Below are 17,456 nucleotides of genomic sequence, written 5' to 3' on the forward strand. Positions count from 1 at the left end.
TTGACTTTACTTATTTAGCGCTGGCTGTCTGGCGGCCCAGCTCGTCCAGACGGCGCTCGACGTCTTGCAGCTTGCGGCTCTTGTCTTCGGCGCTCAGGTTGGCGTCGGCTTCGATCTTGCCGCGCTCGGCCGCCAGCGCCAGCTGGCGGATGGGGGTCAGCTGAGCGTTGTCGGAGCGCACAAAGCCGCTGTAGGTCAGCGTCTTCAGGATGTCCTTCTCACGCTGGTCGCGGCCGTAGCTGGCGAAGAAGTCGGCGATCTTCTTTTTCGCATCGGCGTCAACATCCTTGCGCCAAACCAGCGGGTCGCTGGCGATCAGCGGCGAGCGCCAGACTTCGCGCAGCTCTGCGGCCTTTTCGGGCATCTTGATCTTCATGCGCTCGATGCCGTCGCTGGCGACCGCCGCCACATCGACCTGCTTGGCCGCCACGGCCAGGATATTGGTCTCATGGTTGGCGCGCACGGTCCGCTTGAAGTCGCGCGTCGGGTCGACCTTGCTCGGCGCAAAAGCATAGAAGCCCGGCACCAGCGTGCCGCTGGTCGAGTTCGGGTCACCCAGGCCGAGGTTCAGGCCGGCGCGGGCTTTGATCACATCGTCGAGGCTGCGCAACGGGCTGTCTTTGTGAACGATCATCAGGCTGTGATAGCCCTGGGTGCCGTCCAGATTGACGACCTTGGCGAAGACCTCGCCTTGCGCGCGGTCGACTGCTTCCATTGCAGACTTGTTGCCCATCCAGGCCAGCTGCACCTTGTTGAAGCGCATGCCTTCGATCACGCCGGCATAGTCGGGCGCGAAAAAGGTATTGATCTTGATGCCGGTGGACTTTTGCATGTCATCCAGCAGCGGCTGCCAAGCGGCCTTCAGGTTGTTGCTGGACTCGGTCGAGATAATGCCGAAGTTGAGTTCCTTGGTGGGGCTTTGGGCCAGCACGGGCTGGGTCAGCAGGCCGGCGGCGAGCAAGGAAAAAGTCAGGGCAAGGCGGCGATTCATGGTGACTCCGATGCGGGGTTGTATTGAGGAAACTGGGGTTTGGAATTCAGGCGGCGCGCAAGCCGTCCAACGAGTAACTCGGCGACTGCGCGGGAACGGCCGGTGCCAAGCCCGGTGAGACCGGGGTGATCAACTCGTCGATCTGGCTGCCATAGAGTTCGCGCAGTTTGAGTGGGGTCAGTTCTTGCGTAGCCCCATCGAACACGACCTGCCCCTGGCGCAGCGCCACGGTGCGCGGGCAAAAGGCAAAGGCATAGTCGACCTGGTGCAGCGATACCAGCACGGTGACGCCAAGCTCGCGGTTCAACTCGGCCAGCAAGCTCATCACGCGACGCGAAGATTCAGGGTCCAGCGACGCGATGGGTTCGTCGGCCAGAATGATTTCGGCGCCCTGTACCAGCGCGCGCGAGATCGCGGCGCGTTGCTGCTGGCCGCCCGACAAGGTAGACGCACGCTGCCAGGCGCAGGCCTCGATACCGACGCGCGCCAGCGCGGCGTAGGCACGCTCTCGCTCGACGCGCGGGAACAGGCCCAAAAGCCCTCGCCACAGCGGCAGGCGGTGCAGCGCGCCGGCCAAGACATTCGTCATCACCGGCAGGCGTTCGACCAAATTGAACTGCTGGAAAACGGTCGCGACCTTGGCGCGCGAGGCGCGCACATCGCCAGCCAGCCGCCCCCCGCTTTGCAGCTCGCGGCCCAGGATGCGCACAACCGAGCGGCTGCCAGCGTCGGCCCGGTGCAAGCCGCTCAGATGACGCAGCAGCGTCGATTTGCCCGAGCCCGAAGCGCCCAGCAGCGCCACCATCTCGCCGCGCCGCACTTGCAGGTCAATATCGCGCAAAGCGGGCGGCTTGGCCGCGCCAAAGCTCTTGCGCAAACCCTGCACATCGATCACAAAGGAATTCTGAGGATGGCTCATCGCCTGACTCCAAAGTCAAGTCGCAATCATCTAGATGACATGTGACGGGGCGGTGATGCTTGCGTGACAGTTGCTACCCACGCATGGCCCCGAAAGCGCACAGCAAAGGGCACACGACTTGGCCTGGCTTTTGGCGAGGCATTGCGACCGGCCGCTTTGTCGCTATGCTGGCCTCTTTTTTGGAGGGCTGCCATGCAACGCAAGACCGCGCAGGATTTCGATCAAGAGCTCTTGATTCTGTTTGACGCTTATGTTCACGGCACGCTGGACCGGCGTGGCTTCCTGGAGCGGGCACAGAAGTTTGCCATTGGCGGCCTGACGGCCACGGCCCTGCTGGCCTCGCTGTCCCCCGACTTCGCGATGGGCCAAGTGGTGCCCAAGGACGATGCCCGAGTGAAGACCGAGATGGTCGAAATTCCTTCTCCGAGCGGCAACGGCAGCATCAAGGGATACCTGGTGCGGCCTGCCGAGGCCAAAGGCAAGCTGCCCGCAATCTTGGTGGTGCATGAGAATCGCGGGCTCAACCCGCATATCGAAGACATTGCGCGCCGCTTGGCCCTGGAAGGCTATCTGGTCTTGGCTCCGGATGCCCTCAGCCCCCTGGGCGGCTACCCCGGCAACGAGGACAAGGCCCGCGAGCTCTTCGCCAAGCTGGACCAAGCCAAGACGCGCGAGGACTTCCTCGCCAGCGCGGCCTGGCTCAAGGCCCGGCCAGACAGCACGGGCAAGCTAGGCGCAGTGGGCTTTTGCTATGGAGGGGGCATGGTCCATATGCTGTCAACACGCTTGCCAGACTTGGCTGCCGCCGTGCCCTTCTATGGCAATCACCCCGCGCCTGAGGATGCAGCCAAGGTCAAAGCGCCCTTGCTGATTCACTTCGCCGCCGTGGACGAGCGCATCAACGCCGCCTGGCCGGCCTACGAGGCAGCTCTGAAGGCCGCCGGCGTGCCCTATACCGCGCACCAATATGCCGGCACCCAGCACGGCTTCAACAACGACACCACGCCACGCTTTGACGCCGCAGCGGCCAAGCTGGCCTGGGAGCGTACGCTGGAATTCTTCAAGCAGAAGCTGCAAGCCAGCTGAGTTTTGCGCCAGCTCGGAGCAAATCGGGTCAAGTCAAGTCAAGGCTTGACCTGATTGCGCGCCGCCACCTTGGCCTTGACGTCCTCAGGTGACCAGAACAGCCAGTCGTGTGCCAGCATGTGCGCGCGAATCGCTTCGCTCTGGCCCTGGTTGACCTTGCCGGCGATCATGCCGAGCTTCACCTTGGTCTCGGCGTTAGCCATGCCCAGCGCAATCAGGTCTTGCAAGAGCCGCGCCAACACCAGGCTGCGATAGCGCTCCGAGGTGAAGAGCTTGAAGCGGCCGGTCGGCACTTCATGCTCTTCTTGCAGCAGGGACAGCTTGGCGCCGGGTGAGTCCAGGTAAGCCTTGACGTCCAGCGCCAGCACCTCGTTGGTCCTCAAATTGAAGGCCAGCATATCGATCTCGGGCTTAGGCGCGGACTGCTTGCCGATCTGCTTCTTCTCTTCCAGGCTGACCGCAACCTTGAACTTGTGCCGCACCCAAAACCCCTCTTCTTCGAGCAGGGTGGTGACAATGTTTTCGAACTTGTCTATGGTCTTGAATACTTCAATCATTTGCGCCTACGCCCTCTGCTGTGCCGTCACTTCAGGGGCGGATTCTATCGGGGCCGACTTCAAACCAGCGCAGCGCCGGCCTCGGCCGCCGGCCGATCATTGATACGCCGGATCGGCGTCACCGTCAGCCCCAGCAGCACGATCAAGAGCAAGGCCAGGCCGCAAGCCGTGAACAGCGCCGCCGGCGACATCAGCCGCAACGCCGCCCCGGCAGCGGCCGCCGCCAGCGGCGCCAAGCCCATGAAGATGAACATGAAGACACTCATGGCCCTACCCAACATCGCCGGCGGCACGCGCTTTTGCATCCAGGTGAACACCGCCACCTGAACGAAGCCGGCCAAGGCACCCAGCGGCGCCAGCAGCGCCAAGCCCTGCCAAACCGCCGTGATATGGCCGAAGGGCAAGAACACCAGGCCGGCGATGCCGTCGATCGCCAGCACGGTCAAGCCCAGCGTGCCCAGCCGCCAGGTCGGCCGCATGCCCGCAACAAGCATGCCGATCAAACTGCCCACGCCGTGGCCGGCCAACAAGAGGCCCAAGGCCGCCGCGCCGCCGGCCACTTGCGTGCTGGCCAGCACCGGCAACGCAACCTGTATCGGGCCGCCGACAAAGAAAGCGATCGCCGCGAAATACAGGCACAAGGTGCGCAGTTCCTGATCGCGCCACATCGTGCCTATGGCCTCGCCGACGGCAGCCAACACCGACTGCGGCTCTTGCGGCGCCTTGGCAGAGGCCAGCAAACGCACCTTGCTCAAGGTCCAGGCGGAAAGCGCAAAAGTAGCCGCATCAAAGGCAAAGGCCAGGCCCAAGCCGCGCGCATTCTCCAGGCGCGCGGCCTGCTCGCCAAAGGCAGCGATCAAGAGCCCGGCCAGCAGCGGGCCGAGCAGCGCCGTCAATTGGCGCAAGCCCATCAAGGCGCCATTGGCCGTTTGCAAGGCCTCGGCTGGCAAGGTCTTGGGCAGGATGGAGCTGCCGGCGGGAAAGCTGAAGGCCGTCACCAGGCCAATGGCCAGGGCCAGCGCATAGACCATCCACAGCTGCACCGTGCTGCTCCAGACCAACAAGGCCAGCAGCCCGATCAAGCCGGCGTTGAGCAGCTTGGTCCACATCAGCACGGTCTTGGGCGAGTAGCGGTCGACGATGGCGCCGCCGATCAGAATAAAGAGCGCGCGCGGCAGGCCGACGATGGCCAGGACCAGGCCCAGCTCCAGCGTATCGTTGCTCAGCTTGAGCACCAACCAGGGCAAGGCAATCAAGGTGAACTGGTCACCCAGCATCGACAGCGCGCCGCCGCCCAGCAGCCAGCGGAAATTGGCGTTAGCGAACAGAGCGCGGCGCGCGTCCTTGGCCGCAGCGGGGGCTGCTGGACCTGCAACGGCAGCAGCAGCTGACTTCATTGTTTGGCTCATTTGGTTTTTCTTGTCGTTTGGTCGGTCTTGGCGGCTGGCAGCGCGCCGGTCGTAGTCGAAGCTACAGAGGCACGCAAATAGGCGATCAACTCCGGCGTGACGCCGGTGTCCCGCTGCATCAAGGGCTCGTTCGCCCACATGGTTTGAAACTTCGCCCTGACCTCGGCGTCGTCGCCGGTGAACTGCGCCATCAAGGCTTGCCAGCGTGCGACCAGGGCCCGCACGCGTGCCGAGGCAGGGTCAGTGCCGCGCGCCATTTCTTCGTGGACGGCCCTGATCAGCGCTGGCCATTCGGCCTCGCTGGCCTGCAGCGCCTCTGTGCCTAGGGCGATGCGCCGAGCTTCAAGCCGGGCGAAGTCGTCCTCGTTGAAGTACTTTTCGTAACGCTGCATCATGCCCATGGTGGCCAGCAAATGTTCGCTGACATCTGGCTCTTCAACACCGACATCGCTGACGCCGGCCTCGCTGGCACGGGCTTCGACTTGGGCCGCGCGTTCGGCCACAGACTTGAGCGCGCGCAGCAAACGTTGCTGGCGGCCCAGATTGCGCTCGACCTCGGCAATATGCCGACTCAGCACCTCCAGCAGCGGCGGGTTTTCCGCTTCCAGCAAAACGCCTATTTGCTTCAAGGCCAGCCCCGAATGCCGGTAAGCCAAGAGCCTATGCAGGCGCAGCACGTCGGCCTCGTTATAGAGCCGATAGCCGGCCTCGCTGCGGCCGGAAGGCTTTAGCAGCCCAAGCTTTTCATAGTGATGCAAAGCGCGCACGGTCAAGCCGCAACGCTTGGCCAGATCACCGACGGTGTATTCCATGGCAGAAAGCCGATTCGTTTTTGTTCAACAAGAACCGAATCATGAAGCCTGACCTTAGGTGAGGGTCAAGCGCTATCTGTGGCTTATTAATCAGATCGAGAAGAGCAGATTCGCAAGCATCCAGAAGGTGCGTGAACCGAGTACCGTCTCGGCTCCGTCAGTGCCTTGCGGGCGTGCCTGAGTTCCACGGCCAATGTCTTCGACGCCGACCACATCGCGGTGAAACTAGGAGAGCCAGCTGACGGCTTGCTTCTGGTCGCTCAACGAAGAGGACGTAAACCTCCCCAAGACCGCAAGCTAGGGATTTGAACAGTGATGCTGCGACCCTAGACTCTTCGCTGGTGACTCAGATGCCTAGCCCCTACCGTCACCGCCAAAGGAGCCATCTATGTTGCACATGCGAAAACTGCTTTCCATCGTCGCTCTCCTTGTCTCGCCGCTGTCGGCGCAAGCCACGGTGCTGCCATTTACTTCAACCTTCGGCGCCGGCGGTCTGGCCACCTATGGAGATCGAATCGTCGGGTCACCTCAAGACGGCGCCAGCTATTTCGAGGGCGCCGGCTGGACGCCAAATGTCGAACTCGTGTTCACAACGCTCAACGCAAGCGGACTCGCGTCTTTATGGTCGAGCGGGTATGCATCGCTTTTGGGGGCGCTGGGACATGGTGCCTTCAACGTCCCCTACCAGATCGACTTCGTGCCAGACGCCGGATGGAACATCACTTTGCAGGGATTCGACATCGCCACATGGTCCTCCGGCACATACCCCACCGACATTCGCATCTGGGACGACAAGGGAAGCTTCGCACAGCCCAATCTGCTGTCTTTCGCGAGCGCACTGAACCCGCAAACGGTGTACCAGCCGCTGTCAGCACCGGTCGCTGGCACTGGCACCGTCCATCTATACCTCAACAACTTGGGTTCCACCGGCTTGGACAATATCGCCTTCACACAATCGCCCGTTCCTGAACCAGCCGCGCTGCTGCTGATTAGTGCAGGTCTGGCAGCTTTTTGGGCCCGTCGGGTGCGCGCGCACCAGCGCTGATTGACTTTTTGGCAGACTCAAAGACTGAGACGCCAGAGCGTGACGGTCCAAGAAAAGGCGACTAAGCGCAGCGTGCGAGGAAGCTATCGGGCGCTCAAGCCGAGGCCATCAAGACCTTGGAAATCCGGCCAATTGAGCCGGTCTTGTCACCAAGCCAAAGCTTGAAGGTCAATTCCGACTTTTTTCAGTGACTCCTTGAACGACTCGCCAGTCAGCGCGCTTTGATAGCTGGCAAGCCGGTACTCCTCTTTTGGCACAGACTGCCGATGCTGCTCAGATGGCCACCCAGCCACTACAGGCTATCAGCAGCACATGCCGGGCCTGCACATTGCCGAAGTTGCTACCGAGTGCAGGGTTAGCTCGATCAAGCCGGAGCCAGCGCAGCGCGCAAGAACTCGGCGCGGCAGCGACATGAGATCGTGCCTTGCACGCTGTCGGCAAAGGGTTTGATCGTGGCGGCATCAGCAAGCCCCGGACAGACAAGGCCTTGCCGGCGCTGCCCTTGCACGCGCTATTGAGCAAAAAGGTGGCACTCGCCGGGTCCGCTGCGCCGGGCATCTAGACAAAGTTGGTGAAGTACCGCCCCAACCGTTCCCAACAAGTCCTTCCCGCTTCAGAAAGCGGGGTCGCGCGAGCGGGCGACGTATCATGAACTTTAATCTGAAAGCAAGAGGAGCCATCAAATGGACAAATCTATGGCCAAGGGCCTAGTCATCGGTGGCATCGCAACAGTCGTTCTGGGTGCGGGCGCCGTCACGGGCTATCGAACGATCACCACACCCAATAGCGCTGACGTGCTGGCAGTCCGAGACGTGATGGAAACTGTCATCACGCCAAAAGAAAGTTGCACCGACGTGGCCGTGAAGCACCAGGCAGCAGTTCAGGACGACAAGCGCTTGGCCGGCAGCGTGATTGGCGGCCTAGCCGGCGGTCTGCTCGGAAACCAGATCGGGGGCGGCAAGGGCAAGACTCTAGCCACGGTTGCCGGGGTTGCGGCGGGGGGTTACGCCGGCAATCAGGTTCAGAAAAACATGCAAGAAAGCGATGTCACTGTCACAAACGAACGGCGCTGCCATACTGTCAACGAAAAGTCGCAGAAACTCGTCGGTTACGACGTGACATACCGTCTGTCTGGCCTGGAAGGCGTCGTTCGCACCTCATACAAGCCCGGCGCTACGCTGCCGGTGAAGAACGGTGCGGTGGTGGTGACAGCGCCCGAAACACCGGCCAAGTCCTGAAGCGCCTCGCCATGTGATGGGGGCTTGCCACCTGCGGTACAGCGACGGTTCCGGCCGCGATGCTATGTAGCGTTGCGGAGTCACCCATGCAAATCCATGCCTTTGGCGACAAAGCGGCTTTACGCACTCCAGAAACAACAAAGCCCAACCGAATAGATTGGGCCAAGTGCTTGATTTAATTGGTAGGCCGTATAGGACTTGAACCTATGACCAAAGGATTATGAGTCATCACCCCTTGGTTTTGCGTGGTCAGTGGTGGACAAGCAAAAGAACCTAAACCATTGATTTACCTAGCTATCCGCTCCAGTAGCGTCCTAGAATGTTCATCACCAACCACGCCAAGACTGGCACCAGACTGGCACCAGCCCTAAAAAGCTGATTCAAGACTGGCACCAGACCGGCACCAGATGAGCAGGGCAAGAGATGGCGACCAAGGCAGAAAAGACACCGGGCGAGGCGATAGCCGACCTGAAAAAAGGCCAGTTCACCACGCTGGCGAAAGTCATCCCAAGCGGCGCATTGCAGGCCCGCAAGCTATCCACCGGCGCGGTGAAGCTGTATTGGCGCTACACATTCAATGGCGAGTCGGATCGGGTGGAAATCGGCCTGTATGACGGCAACATATCGCCCAAGATGCTGAAGCCCAAGGATGGCCGCTGGAATATTGCGGCGGCGATGACTGAAGCCTCACGGCTGGCCCTGGCGCACGATGGCGGTAAGGAGCAAGGCGGGCACGCTGGCCTAGTCAAAGCCAAGGCCGAAGCAGAGGCCAAAGCACTTGCCGACGATGCCGCAGCGAAAGCCCAAGCCCAAGCCGAGATTGACCGGCGCAGCAAATACACGCTGGCCGAACTCCTTAAAGCCTATTGGCTAAACCTTGAGGCGCTTGGCCGCACTTCGCATAGGCAGGCGCGCACAACCCTCACAAAGCACGTTATCAATGCTTGGCCCGAGATAGCCGCCCTGCCCGCCTCAGAAGTTGCCAGCGAACAAGTTGCCGATATGTTGCGGCGATTGTTTGAGCATGGCAAAGGCCGCACAGCGAACATCACCCGGGCATATCTTGGCGCAGCGTATGAGACTGCACGCCAAGCCAAAAGCGATCCGCTGATCCCGGTAGCCTTCAAGGGCTTCGAGGTCAAACACAATCCCGCAGCGGAAACCAAAGCCAACACCGACGCCAACAAGGCCGACAAGAACCCGCTTTCAGGCGACGAGATGCGCGTCTACTGGAATTGCATCAAGGACATGGGCGGCATCAAAGGCGCGGCACTCAAACTGCACCTATTGACTGGCGGGCAACGAATCGAGCAATTGGTAAGGCTCAAGACTGCCGACATAGCCGCCGACACCATCACCATTTTCGACGGCAAGGGACGCCCAGGCAGACCCGCGCGGAGGCACACCCTACCGCTAACCGCTCAAGCCGCTGAAGCCATCAAGCTCCTAGACCTGTCGGGCGAATATGCGATCACCACCGAGGTAGGCGACAAGATCGGCAAAACCCACTTAGCCAACACCACCCTGAGCGCATGGGCCGCTGAAGCTGTGGGTGACAAGATCACCGGCTTTCAGGCCAAGCGAATCCGCAGCGGCGTCGAAACAATCCTGGCCAGCGTCAAGATAAGCAAGGACACACGCGGAAGGCTTCAAAGCCACGGCGTCAGCGGAGTGCAAGACCGCCACTACGACGGTTACGACTACCTGCCCGAGCTGCGCACGGCGCTAGAGGCGCTTGACAGGGAGTTGAACAGCACAAAAGCCGGGAACGTTGTAGCGATCAAGGCAGCATGACGACTTCTCGCTCAATCGTTGTGCGAATATTCCCATATTCACAACATGAAACCGGCGCCAAATACGCTACCGGATGGCGCATGTGCCGACTACGAGCAGCCACTTGAACTAGGTGATGCTTCGCATCATGTTAGCGGAAAACCCGCTCATGGACAAACTAGGTCAAATTTCAGTCAGCGCGTCAATGGGATAGATGCGCTAGCGGTAGTGCTTGGTTCCTATAACCATTTGTGCATAATGAAACTCATGGTGTCCTTAGATGTACATATGTCCCGAAGGACACCATAAAGGCGAAAGGCTGAAACCACGGTGTACCACCACCGCAGCCCCAGCCCTTCAAGTCCGCCAAAGCAGACTGTTCAACTTAGCAGCGGAACAGTCCGAGTTTATAACCGGTAAATCGATAGTTAAGCAAGCTTGCTAAACAATTCGTGTAGCTCGGTGCTATCAACTCACATGGCGGAGATGTCCCACACCCTGTAAGAAGGACGACTCCATGACTGCCACAACCACAACTCCCGCCGTTTTGCGGATTCCTGCCGCCCACGGGTATCTGAGCATTTCCCGCTCCTATCTCTATCTATTGATCGAGCGGGGCGAACTGCCGCTCCTGAAGCTCGGGGGCCGCGCCAGCGGAATCATGCGCTCCGACCTGGACGCATGGCTCGATAAGCAACGCACTGCCGCACTGGCCTGATCGGAGGCCACCATGACGAGCAAAAAGCACGGCGCGAAGCCGGGACAAGTCACGCCTATTGCATCGGCTTTGAGCCTGCAACACACCCCGCCCGAGCGCATCGCGGCGCTGCACGCAATCCGCGACCGCCATCGCGGCGACAGTTCAGGCCCGCAATGCGCGCGGCTGCTTGAGGCTTTGCAAACGCTCGGCCACTGCACCACATTTGAGGCTTCGCGCTTGCTTGATCTCTATCATCCGCCTGCCCGAAAGCTCAACCTTGTGCAGCAAGGCCACGAGATTCAAACGACATGGCGCACGGTGCAAACCGAGTCAGGCGAAAAACACCGAGTCGGCGTGTACTCGCTGGCAAGGGGCAACCAATGAGCGCCGCAGAGACAGACGCCAGCGCCGACCCCAAAGCCTTTGCCACGATCCGCGCCGAGCTGGCGCTGAAAGGCTACGGACTGAAAAAGCAGCCGGATGACACGCTGCTGATAACCCGGTGGGACTTGTGCCGTGAGGTCGAATCGCTCGACGCTGCGGCCCGATTCCTGAAGATGATCGGCGGTGCGCGATGAACGCACTATCAATCGAGGTTGTGGCGCAGATAGGCGAACACCACCGACTCGCACAAGCCAAATATTTCGCCGCAAAAGATCAATATGCTGAAGCGGTAGATCATGCGCGGCGCGCTGGCGCACTGCTACTGCAAGTGAAAGCTGATCTAGGTCACGGCAAGTTCTTGGCTTGGCTTGAACAGCATGTTGAATTCACGCCCCGAACAGCGCAGCGCTACATGAGCGCGGCAGCACCGACACCCAAATGCGACAAGCTGACGCATTCGAGGAAGCCGCCCAAGGCTGGAAGCGCACGCGCCAAGCTCACTGCACAGATTGACCTTGTGCGGCATCGGGATGATGTGATTGCGCACGCAGCCTTTCTAGCCGCTGAACTGCCTATCGCGCACGAACTGCGGGCGACAGACCTACAGGCGCTAACAGGTCTGCGCGACCGCATCAATGAAGTGTTGGGAGGTGGCGCACGATGAACACTGAGCAACTATTCCAATCCGCTATCGCCAATGCTGGCCTACCGCCACCGGACTCAATTGAGGCCGATGGCAAGCTGCACCGATTCAGCAGCAGCGGCAAACGTGGCGACGATTCCGGCTGGTATGTTCTGCATCAGGACGGCGTGCCGGGTGGCTCTTTCGGCTGCTGGCGTGCTGGACTTACTTCGACCTGGAGCGAAAAGCCCGACACGGCAATGACCCAGGCCGAACGCGAGGCCCAGCGCCAGCGCATCAAGCAAGCCCAGGCCCAGCGCGATGCTGAAAAAGCGGCAGCACAAGCGGCGGCAGCAATCGAGGCATCACACCGATGGGAGGCGGCAGAACCCGCCACAACGCACGGCTATCTGTCGACCAAGGGCATAGCCGCCTACGGCCTGCGGATTGATTCAGCGGGCGCTCTGCTGGTTCCTATGCGCGATGCTGCGGGCAAGCTGCAAAGCCTGCAAACCATCACCGAGGATGGCGACAAACGCTTTCTGAAGGGCGGCAAGGTGACCGGCTGCTATCACTCAATCGGCAAGCCAAACGGCGCTCTGATCGTCTGCGAGGGCTACGCGACCGGCGCAAGCATTCACGAGGCAACCGGCCAAGCTGTAGCGGTGACATTCAACGCGGGGAATCTGGAAGCGGTAGCGGTAGCACTGCGGGCCAAGTACCCGGCGCTGAAGATCGTCATAGCGGCAGACGATGATTTTCAGACCGATGGAAACCCAGGCATCACCAAGGCCACCCAGGCGGCGCAAGCTGCGGGCGCTGTCCTGGCTATTCCTGACTTCGGAACAGGCCGACCCGACAAGGCGACCGACTTTAACGACCTGCACCAGATCGGCGGCGCTGCTTTGGTGGCGCGGTGTATCGAGGCGGCGACCAGCGCCAGCGCCGATCCAAGGCCAGAACAGACGGAAGGCACGGATTCAGACTGGCCCGAGGTTCAGCCGCTCATCTCCAAGCTAGATGCCGAGGACTACCCACTCGACGCCCTGCCCGATGTTGTGCGGCTGGCCGTGCTGGAAGTGGTGGGCTTTGTGAAGGCACCTGTGCCGCTGATAGCCGCCTCATCCCTGGCCGCGCTTTCTCTTGCGATCCAAGCTCATGCCGATGTGGAGCGGGCCGAAAAGCTCACCGGGCCGACCGGGCTTTTCATGCTGGCAATTGCTGACTCAGGCGAACGCAAGTCGACATGCGACGGATTCTTTACCCGAGCAATCCGCGACTACGAGGCCAAGGCCCAAGAGAACGCCAAGCCCGAGATTCAGGCATTCAAGACGGCGCACGAGGCATGGGACGCCCAGCGCAACGGGCTGAAGGAAAAGATCAAGTCGCTATCCAAGGAGGGCAAGCCCTGCAAGGCCCAAGTGCAAGAGCTTCACGACCTGGACGCAGACGAACCCAAGCCGCCACGAGTCCCCCGGCTGATCTACGGTGATGCCACACCCGAGGCGCTGACCTATGCCCTGGCGAAAGGCTGGCCGTCTGGTGGCGTGGTTAGCAGCGAGGCGGGCAGTGTGTTTGGCAGTCACGGCATGGGCAAGGAATCAGCCATGCGGAACTTGGCCGCGCTGAATCAGCTATGGGACGGCGCAACCCTGCCAGTAGAGCGCAGATCGTCGGAGAGCTTCACGGTACGCGGCGCACGGCTGACGATGGCGCTACAGGTTCAGGAATCAACGCTGCGGGCATTCTTTGACAGTACCAAGGGGCTTGCACGCGGCACCGGCTTTCTAGCTCGCTTTCTGGTGTCCTGGCCTATGTCCACCCAAGGCACGCGCAACTTCACCGAAGCGCCGAAGAACTGGCCGAGCTTGGCCGCATTCAATGACCGGCTGACCAATCTACTGAATCAGGCTGTGCCAATTGACGATGACGGCGCACTGAGCCCGGCAATGCTCACACTGTCACCGGACGCTAAACGCGCATGGGTTGCCTTTCACGATGCAATCGAGGCCGAGCTGTCGACCGGGCGGGACTTGCACGATGTGCGCGATGTTGCCAGCAAGACGGCAGACAACGCGGCGCGGCTGGCGGCACTGTTCCACACCTTCACCGGCAGGGCTGGCCCGATTGATCTTGATGCGATGGAATCAGCCGCACGCATAGCGGCATGGCATCTGCACGAGGCGCGGCGCTTTCTGGGTGAATTGGCAATGCCTGCGGAGTTGGCAAACCCGGCGCGGCTGGAATCCTGGCTGCTGGACTACTGCAAGCGGGAGGGCACCGACTCAGCGCCGACGCGGGAGATTCAGCGCTGCGGGCCGAACGGGTTACGAGACAAGGCAGTCATTGCCGACGCCATCAAGGAACTAACCGAGCTTGGCCGTGCGCGATTGGTGACGCATGGCAAGAAGAAGGCCGTGCAGATCAATCCGGCGCTGCTGGCCGAGGTGACGGTATGAGCTTGGCCGCACTCATCAAGAAAGGCAGTCTGCGCGGGTTTGCGACAGCGACACCTGCGACTTCTGCGACAGATGGCCCTTGCATAACCCCAACTGTCGCAACTGTCGCAACTGTCGCTGTCGCAACTGCCCCAGACAGGGCGGCAAATGATCCAGGCCACGCGCAACACTTGCAACAGGAACGCGCCACGAGCGCAACAAGCCAAGCCCCCTATTGGCCCAACACCCAGCACGCCAACGATTCAGAGCTGGACACGATGGAGGCCCGCTTGATGCTGTTCACCCGGCGCAGCATGGCCGACACCGAAGCCGATCTATTGGCCGACAAGCTATTGCAGGCCGACCGCGAGCAATCCGGCCAAGTAACTTGCCACCTGTGCCAGCACTTCAACCCACGGCGCAAGACCTGCGGCAATTTCCGGGCGGCGGGAGTCGGTCAAGAGATTGGCTCAGACTTGGCGGCGATGCTCCAGCAATGCCCAGGCTACACGGCGGCGCGGCAATGACGGCGGGCGCAACTCTGCGCTGGCTCAATGGCGAAGGCCACAAGGCGAAAGCTAGACGGCTGACCGGTCAGTAAAGTACAGCGATTTACTGAAGCCGCATCGGGCAACTGGTGCGGCTTCTTTGCTTTCAATGACCCCAAGGTTACCCCAAGGTTTTGCGGCCTGTACGGGTAGGTTACGGGTAGGGCCGGAGCCGATCACAGCAAGGTTTTAGCAAGGGTCTGAACACTAAGGTCACCATAAGGTTTTGAGGTGGCGCAGTGAGGTCGCAGTGAGGGTCCGAGCGTCAAGGTCGCGTCAAGGGTCAAGGTTTGGGCAAGGGTCAGGCGCAAAGAACGGTAAGGTTTGGGTAAGGGTCTGACCGTTCGCCACCGTTTTAAAAACTACGGAAAACCGGCCACGGAGATTAATAATCTAGAAAATTGCGCTTTCGGATCAGTACGCGCACGCACGCGCGAGGCCGTTAAATACGCGCAAATACGGCAATCGAGCCTTTTAAAAAGGCCGGAAAAGGCTGATCCTGAGCAGTACGAACGCACACAAACAATTCGCACTTGTTGCGAAACTTGCGAAACCCTGAGCAGTACGCACGTGCGTACGCGCACATACGCGCGATGGCCGAAATAACTGTCGGAGTCTGTCGGGCACTTCGCTACACAGTACGCGCAGGCGCGCGCGATGGCGGAGGAAACCCCAGGCACGGCACCGGGTCTAGAGTAGAAAGAAATAGAACCGCCCCAGGCTGGCGCGGCGAATTTTGCACAGTGCCGGAAAGTGCCGCCAATTCCGCGCGCGCGAGGCTGCGTACTTGCGCACTTTGCGCACTTAGGTTTTAGCTGGCGCTGGTTACCGGCTCACTTTTGAGCTGGCCGAGTGAGCTAGGAGGAATTGAACCCTCCTATAACGGCGCTGCAATTCTGCACATAGTTGCCCCCAATCTTGCCCCCATGCTGAATAGGCGACTTGGCAAAACACTTTGCAATTTGCCGGAGAGGTTCTGATTACCGCCTCACTTTTGAGGTGGCCGACCGTCGGCGCAAATCTGCGCCAGCGCCATGCCCAACTGTGGCAAACTGATCGTGTCGCTGCACATCAGCGATGCGGGCTTGGTCGCTCGGTTTCATCAGGCGCAGCAGCCGCGCCACCTTTCGGGGGATAGCGGCTTTTTCACGTTCGCGTGATGCTGTGCGGCATGGCCCATTCAATGGCGGGCCGTGTAGGGACACCCGCGAGGGTGTGCCGGTACCTGATGCCGGTCGACCAACCCTGCACGGTCTGCCACCCTCTTGCTTGGTCGCTTGGGGTGACAGGTTCTAAACCTTGTTCATCAGGAGCCGCCATGGCTAACGCCCAGCAAATCAACATCAGCGCCGACACGGCCACCGAACCCGAGCAACCCCAGCAGCCCGAGCGCGAGCTGGTTGTGCAAGTAGTGCAAATTGACCACGGATGGAACCGAGCGGATTACCGTGGCACCCGCGCCCAACTCGAAGCAGAGGGCGTTATCCCCCCTGGCACGCATTGGCCCGTTGGTCAAACCTCTTGCAGTTGGGAGGCCGGCGAGTGCGTTTTCAGATTGACTCGCACACGCCCGGACGGCCTAAAGGGGCCAATGAGGCTTTGGATTCGCGGCGACTGGTGGAAATTGCAATGGGAACAAAAAGTGCACCCTGACCGTGGCACTCGCGCTGTCCTAAAGAAGAAGGCCGAGTTAGTCACGGAGGTGTACCGCCAATCGCCGGCCGGTCAGCGTGCATGGGACGCGCATTGGCGCCTGTACTGGCAAGCTCACCAGGACAAAGCTTTTCAATCCTTCAAAGCACTGATCCCCGGCCTGATTCCACCGAAGCGCGGCAGAAAGGCAGCGCCAGCCGCCTAGACCCCGAGCGACAACACCCAGGCCCGCCAATGTGCGGGCTTTGTTGTTTCTGGCTGGCGCAGGTCACCGAGTGAACAGAGCCATCCGAATGAAAAACCGGCTACTTGAGCCGGTTCAGTCGTGAGGCCCAAACCTGCGATTACTGCTGTTTGGTGCGGCGACGTGCAATGCCAGCAATGAGGCCAAGACCGGCGAGCATTAGGGCGTAGGTTTGGGGCTCGGGGACGGCGGCCACATCGCCGTCGCGTACTGCAACAGCCGCAAACTGTAGTTCTTTTACAGATGAGCTTTGCTCGCCGTACCCGAGCCAGAACCGAAATGCCCTTGAAGGGTTCGGTGCATCTTCATGGTCAATCCAATACATCGAGCCTGCGAACATGTTTTGGAAAGGACGATTGTCTGAGTTGCCTGGATAGTTCTCTGGGCTGAATTTCGAATGCCCAAGAGACACGTAGTAAAGGTGACCAATTTCGCTAGCGAGACCCCAACCAACGCCCGTGTTTGCATAACCTTGGTCCGATGTTCCATCCTGCGTGAACGCATAGTTAAAACTCACACCGTTTACTGGTGTCATTTTGGGCAGTCGCCAATCGCTGTAGCCGCCAATGGAGAGATTTTCTGCCCAAGTCTTTGCGGACAACCAACTCATGCCACCGCTGCCATTGGCACCGGCATAGCCAGTCGACTTGGCATAGTTCCAATCCTTCAACCATGTAACGTTCAAGGTTGAGTCAAAGTAAGCGTCTGTTACTCCGTCTTGGTCTATATCACGCGCTTGCAGCGTGGTTTCCCAAGTGCCTTTTGCCTGGCCGGACACGGCGAACGAAGCCAAAGCTATGGCCACGAGGCCAGCCAATCGAATTTTCATTGTTCTCATCCCTGAAGCTATGGGGTGGCCTGATTTGGCCCCTGCGCATAGTACGTTGCAGGATTGCGCTCAGTGTCGGATTCACGGGACTGCCCCCCGTGGATGGATGGGGTCTACCCCCAAGAGAGGGACGCGAAAAGCCCGAGAGCGCAGAGCCTGCAAGATCCGCAAGCAGGTGAGTAAAGCCAAGTAGCTCACCCCATGAGCG

General features: G+C 60.4%; 15 protein-coding genes, 1 tRNA gene and 1 pseudogene. 10 read left to right on the top strand and 7 right to left on the bottom strand.

The features are described 5' to 3' along the window. Positions 1 to 10: 10 nt before the first annotated feature. Entirely contained in the window at positions 11 to 991 is a 981-nt protein-coding gene (gene phnD, locus LNV09_RS10630) for a phosphonate ABC transporter substrate-binding protein (protein WP_263557064.1), read from the bottom strand. A gap of 46 nt (positions 992 to 1,037) precedes the next feature. Next, a complete protein-coding gene (gene phnC / locus LNV09_RS10635) occupies positions 1,038 to 1,910 on the bottom strand; it encodes a phosphonate ABC transporter ATP-binding protein (protein WP_263557065.1) in 873 nt (290 codons plus the stop codon). Between the two features lie 192 nt (positions 1,911 to 2,102). Here phnC and LNV09_RS10640 point away from each other — a divergent pair, with 192 nt between their 5' ends. Next, positions 2,103 to 2,996, top strand: coding sequence for a dienelactone hydrolase family protein (locus LNV09_RS10640; RefSeq protein ID WP_263557066.1), 894 nt, complete (start codon positions 2,103 to 2,105; stop codon positions 2,994 to 2,996). 38 nt (positions 2,997 to 3,034) lie between these two features. Here LNV09_RS10640 and LNV09_RS10645 read toward each other — a convergent pair whose 3' ends face one another. Genes LNV09_RS10645 through LNV09_RS10655 form a run of 3 tightly spaced genes read right to left on the bottom strand, consistent with a single transcriptional unit; the run spans position 3,035 to position 5,774 of the window. Beyond that, positions 3,035 to 3,553: a hypothetical protein gene (locus tag LNV09_RS10645; RefSeq protein WP_263557067.1), complete on the bottom strand. Its 519-nt coding sequence runs from the start codon at positions 3,551 to 3,553 to the stop codon at positions 3,035 to 3,037. Positions 3,554 to 3,612: 59 nt separating this feature from the next. Continuing rightward, positions 3,613 to 4,950, bottom strand: coding sequence for an MFS transporter (locus tag LNV09_RS10650; RefSeq protein ID WP_263557068.1), 1,338 nt, complete (start codon positions 4,948 to 4,950; stop codon positions 3,613 to 3,615). Positions 4,951 to 4,958: 8 nt separating this feature from the next. Next, a complete protein-coding gene (locus tag LNV09_RS10655) occupies positions 4,959 to 5,774 on the bottom strand; it encodes a MerR family transcriptional regulator (RefSeq protein ID WP_263557069.1) in 816 nt (271 codons plus the stop codon). Between the two features lie 388 nt (positions 5,775 to 6,162). Here LNV09_RS10655 and LNV09_RS10660 point away from each other — a divergent pair, with 388 nt between their 5' ends. Then, positions 6,163 to 6,819 (top strand): PEP-CTERM sorting domain-containing protein, encoded by a 657-nt coding sequence (locus LNV09_RS10660; RefSeq protein ID WP_263557070.1) that lies wholly within the window; start codon positions 6,163 to 6,165, stop codon positions 6,817 to 6,819. A 683-nt stretch (positions 6,820 to 7,502) separates the two neighbouring features. Beyond that, positions 7,503 to 8,057, top strand: a complete 555-nt coding sequence (locus LNV09_RS10665; protein ID WP_263557071.1) for a glycine zipper 2TM domain-containing protein — start codon at positions 7,503 to 7,505, stop codon at positions 8,055 to 8,057. A gap of 180 nt (positions 8,058 to 8,237) precedes the next feature. Here LNV09_RS10665 and LNV09_RS10670 read toward each other — a convergent pair. Next, a tRNA-OTHER gene (locus tag LNV09_RS10670) sits at positions 8,238 to 8,349 on the bottom strand. Between the two features lie 131 nt (positions 8,350 to 8,480). Between LNV09_RS10670 and LNV09_RS10675 the strand changes: the two genes are divergently transcribed. From LNV09_RS10675 to LNV09_RS10705, 7 genes are all read left to right on the top strand, one after another. Further along, entirely contained in the window at positions 8,481 to 9,851 is a 1,371-nt protein-coding gene (locus tag LNV09_RS10675; RefSeq protein ID WP_263557072.1) for a site-specific integrase, read from the top strand. A 496-nt stretch (positions 9,852 to 10,347) separates the two neighbouring features. Beyond that, positions 10,348 to 10,548, top strand: coding sequence for a helix-turn-helix transcriptional regulator (locus LNV09_RS10680; protein ID WP_263557073.1), 201 nt, complete (start codon positions 10,348 to 10,350; stop codon positions 10,546 to 10,548). A gap of 12 nt (positions 10,549 to 10,560) precedes the next feature. Further along, entirely contained in the window at positions 10,561 to 10,914 is a 354-nt protein-coding gene (locus tag LNV09_RS10685) for a helix-turn-helix domain-containing protein (protein WP_263557074.1), read from the top strand. Further along, entirely contained in the window at positions 10,911 to 11,108 is a 198-nt protein-coding gene (locus tag LNV09_RS10690; RefSeq protein ID WP_263557075.1) for a hypothetical protein, read from the top strand. The genes LNV09_RS10685 and LNV09_RS10690 overlap by 4 nt, the downstream gene beginning before the upstream one ends. Continuing rightward, a complete protein-coding gene (locus LNV09_RS10695) occupies positions 11,105 to 11,578 on the top strand; it encodes a DUF3102 domain-containing protein (protein ID WP_263557076.1) in 474 nt (157 codons plus the stop codon). The genes LNV09_RS10690 and LNV09_RS10695 overlap by 4 nt, the downstream gene beginning before the upstream one ends. After that, positions 11,575 to 13,995, top strand: a complete 2,421-nt coding sequence (locus LNV09_RS10700; RefSeq protein ID WP_263557077.1) for a DUF3987 domain-containing protein — start codon at positions 11,575 to 11,577, stop codon at positions 13,993 to 13,995. The genes LNV09_RS10695 and LNV09_RS10700 overlap by 4 nt, the downstream gene beginning before the upstream one ends. Before the next feature lie 170 nt (positions 13,996 to 14,165). Then, positions 14,166 to 14,501 carry a hypothetical protein gene (locus tag LNV09_RS10705; RefSeq protein WP_263557078.1) on the top strand — a complete coding sequence of 112 codons (336 nt, stop codon included), beginning with the start codon at positions 14,166 to 14,168 and terminating at the stop codon, positions 14,499 to 14,501. Positions 14,502 to 16,519: 2,018 nt separating this feature from the next. On the opposite strand, the pseudogene LNV09_RS24810 reads toward LNV09_RS10705, so the two are convergent. Further along, positions 16,520 to 16,615, bottom strand: a pseudogene (locus LNV09_RS24810) (PEPxxWA-CTERM sorting domain-containing protein); the annotation flags it as partial. Positions 16,616 to 17,456: the final 841 nt, after the last annotated feature.

The sequence above is a fragment of the Paucibacter sp. B2R-40 genome (assembly GCF_025717555.1).
GTDB lineage: Bacteria > Pseudomonadota > Gammaproteobacteria > Burkholderiales > Burkholderiaceae_C > Paucibacter_A.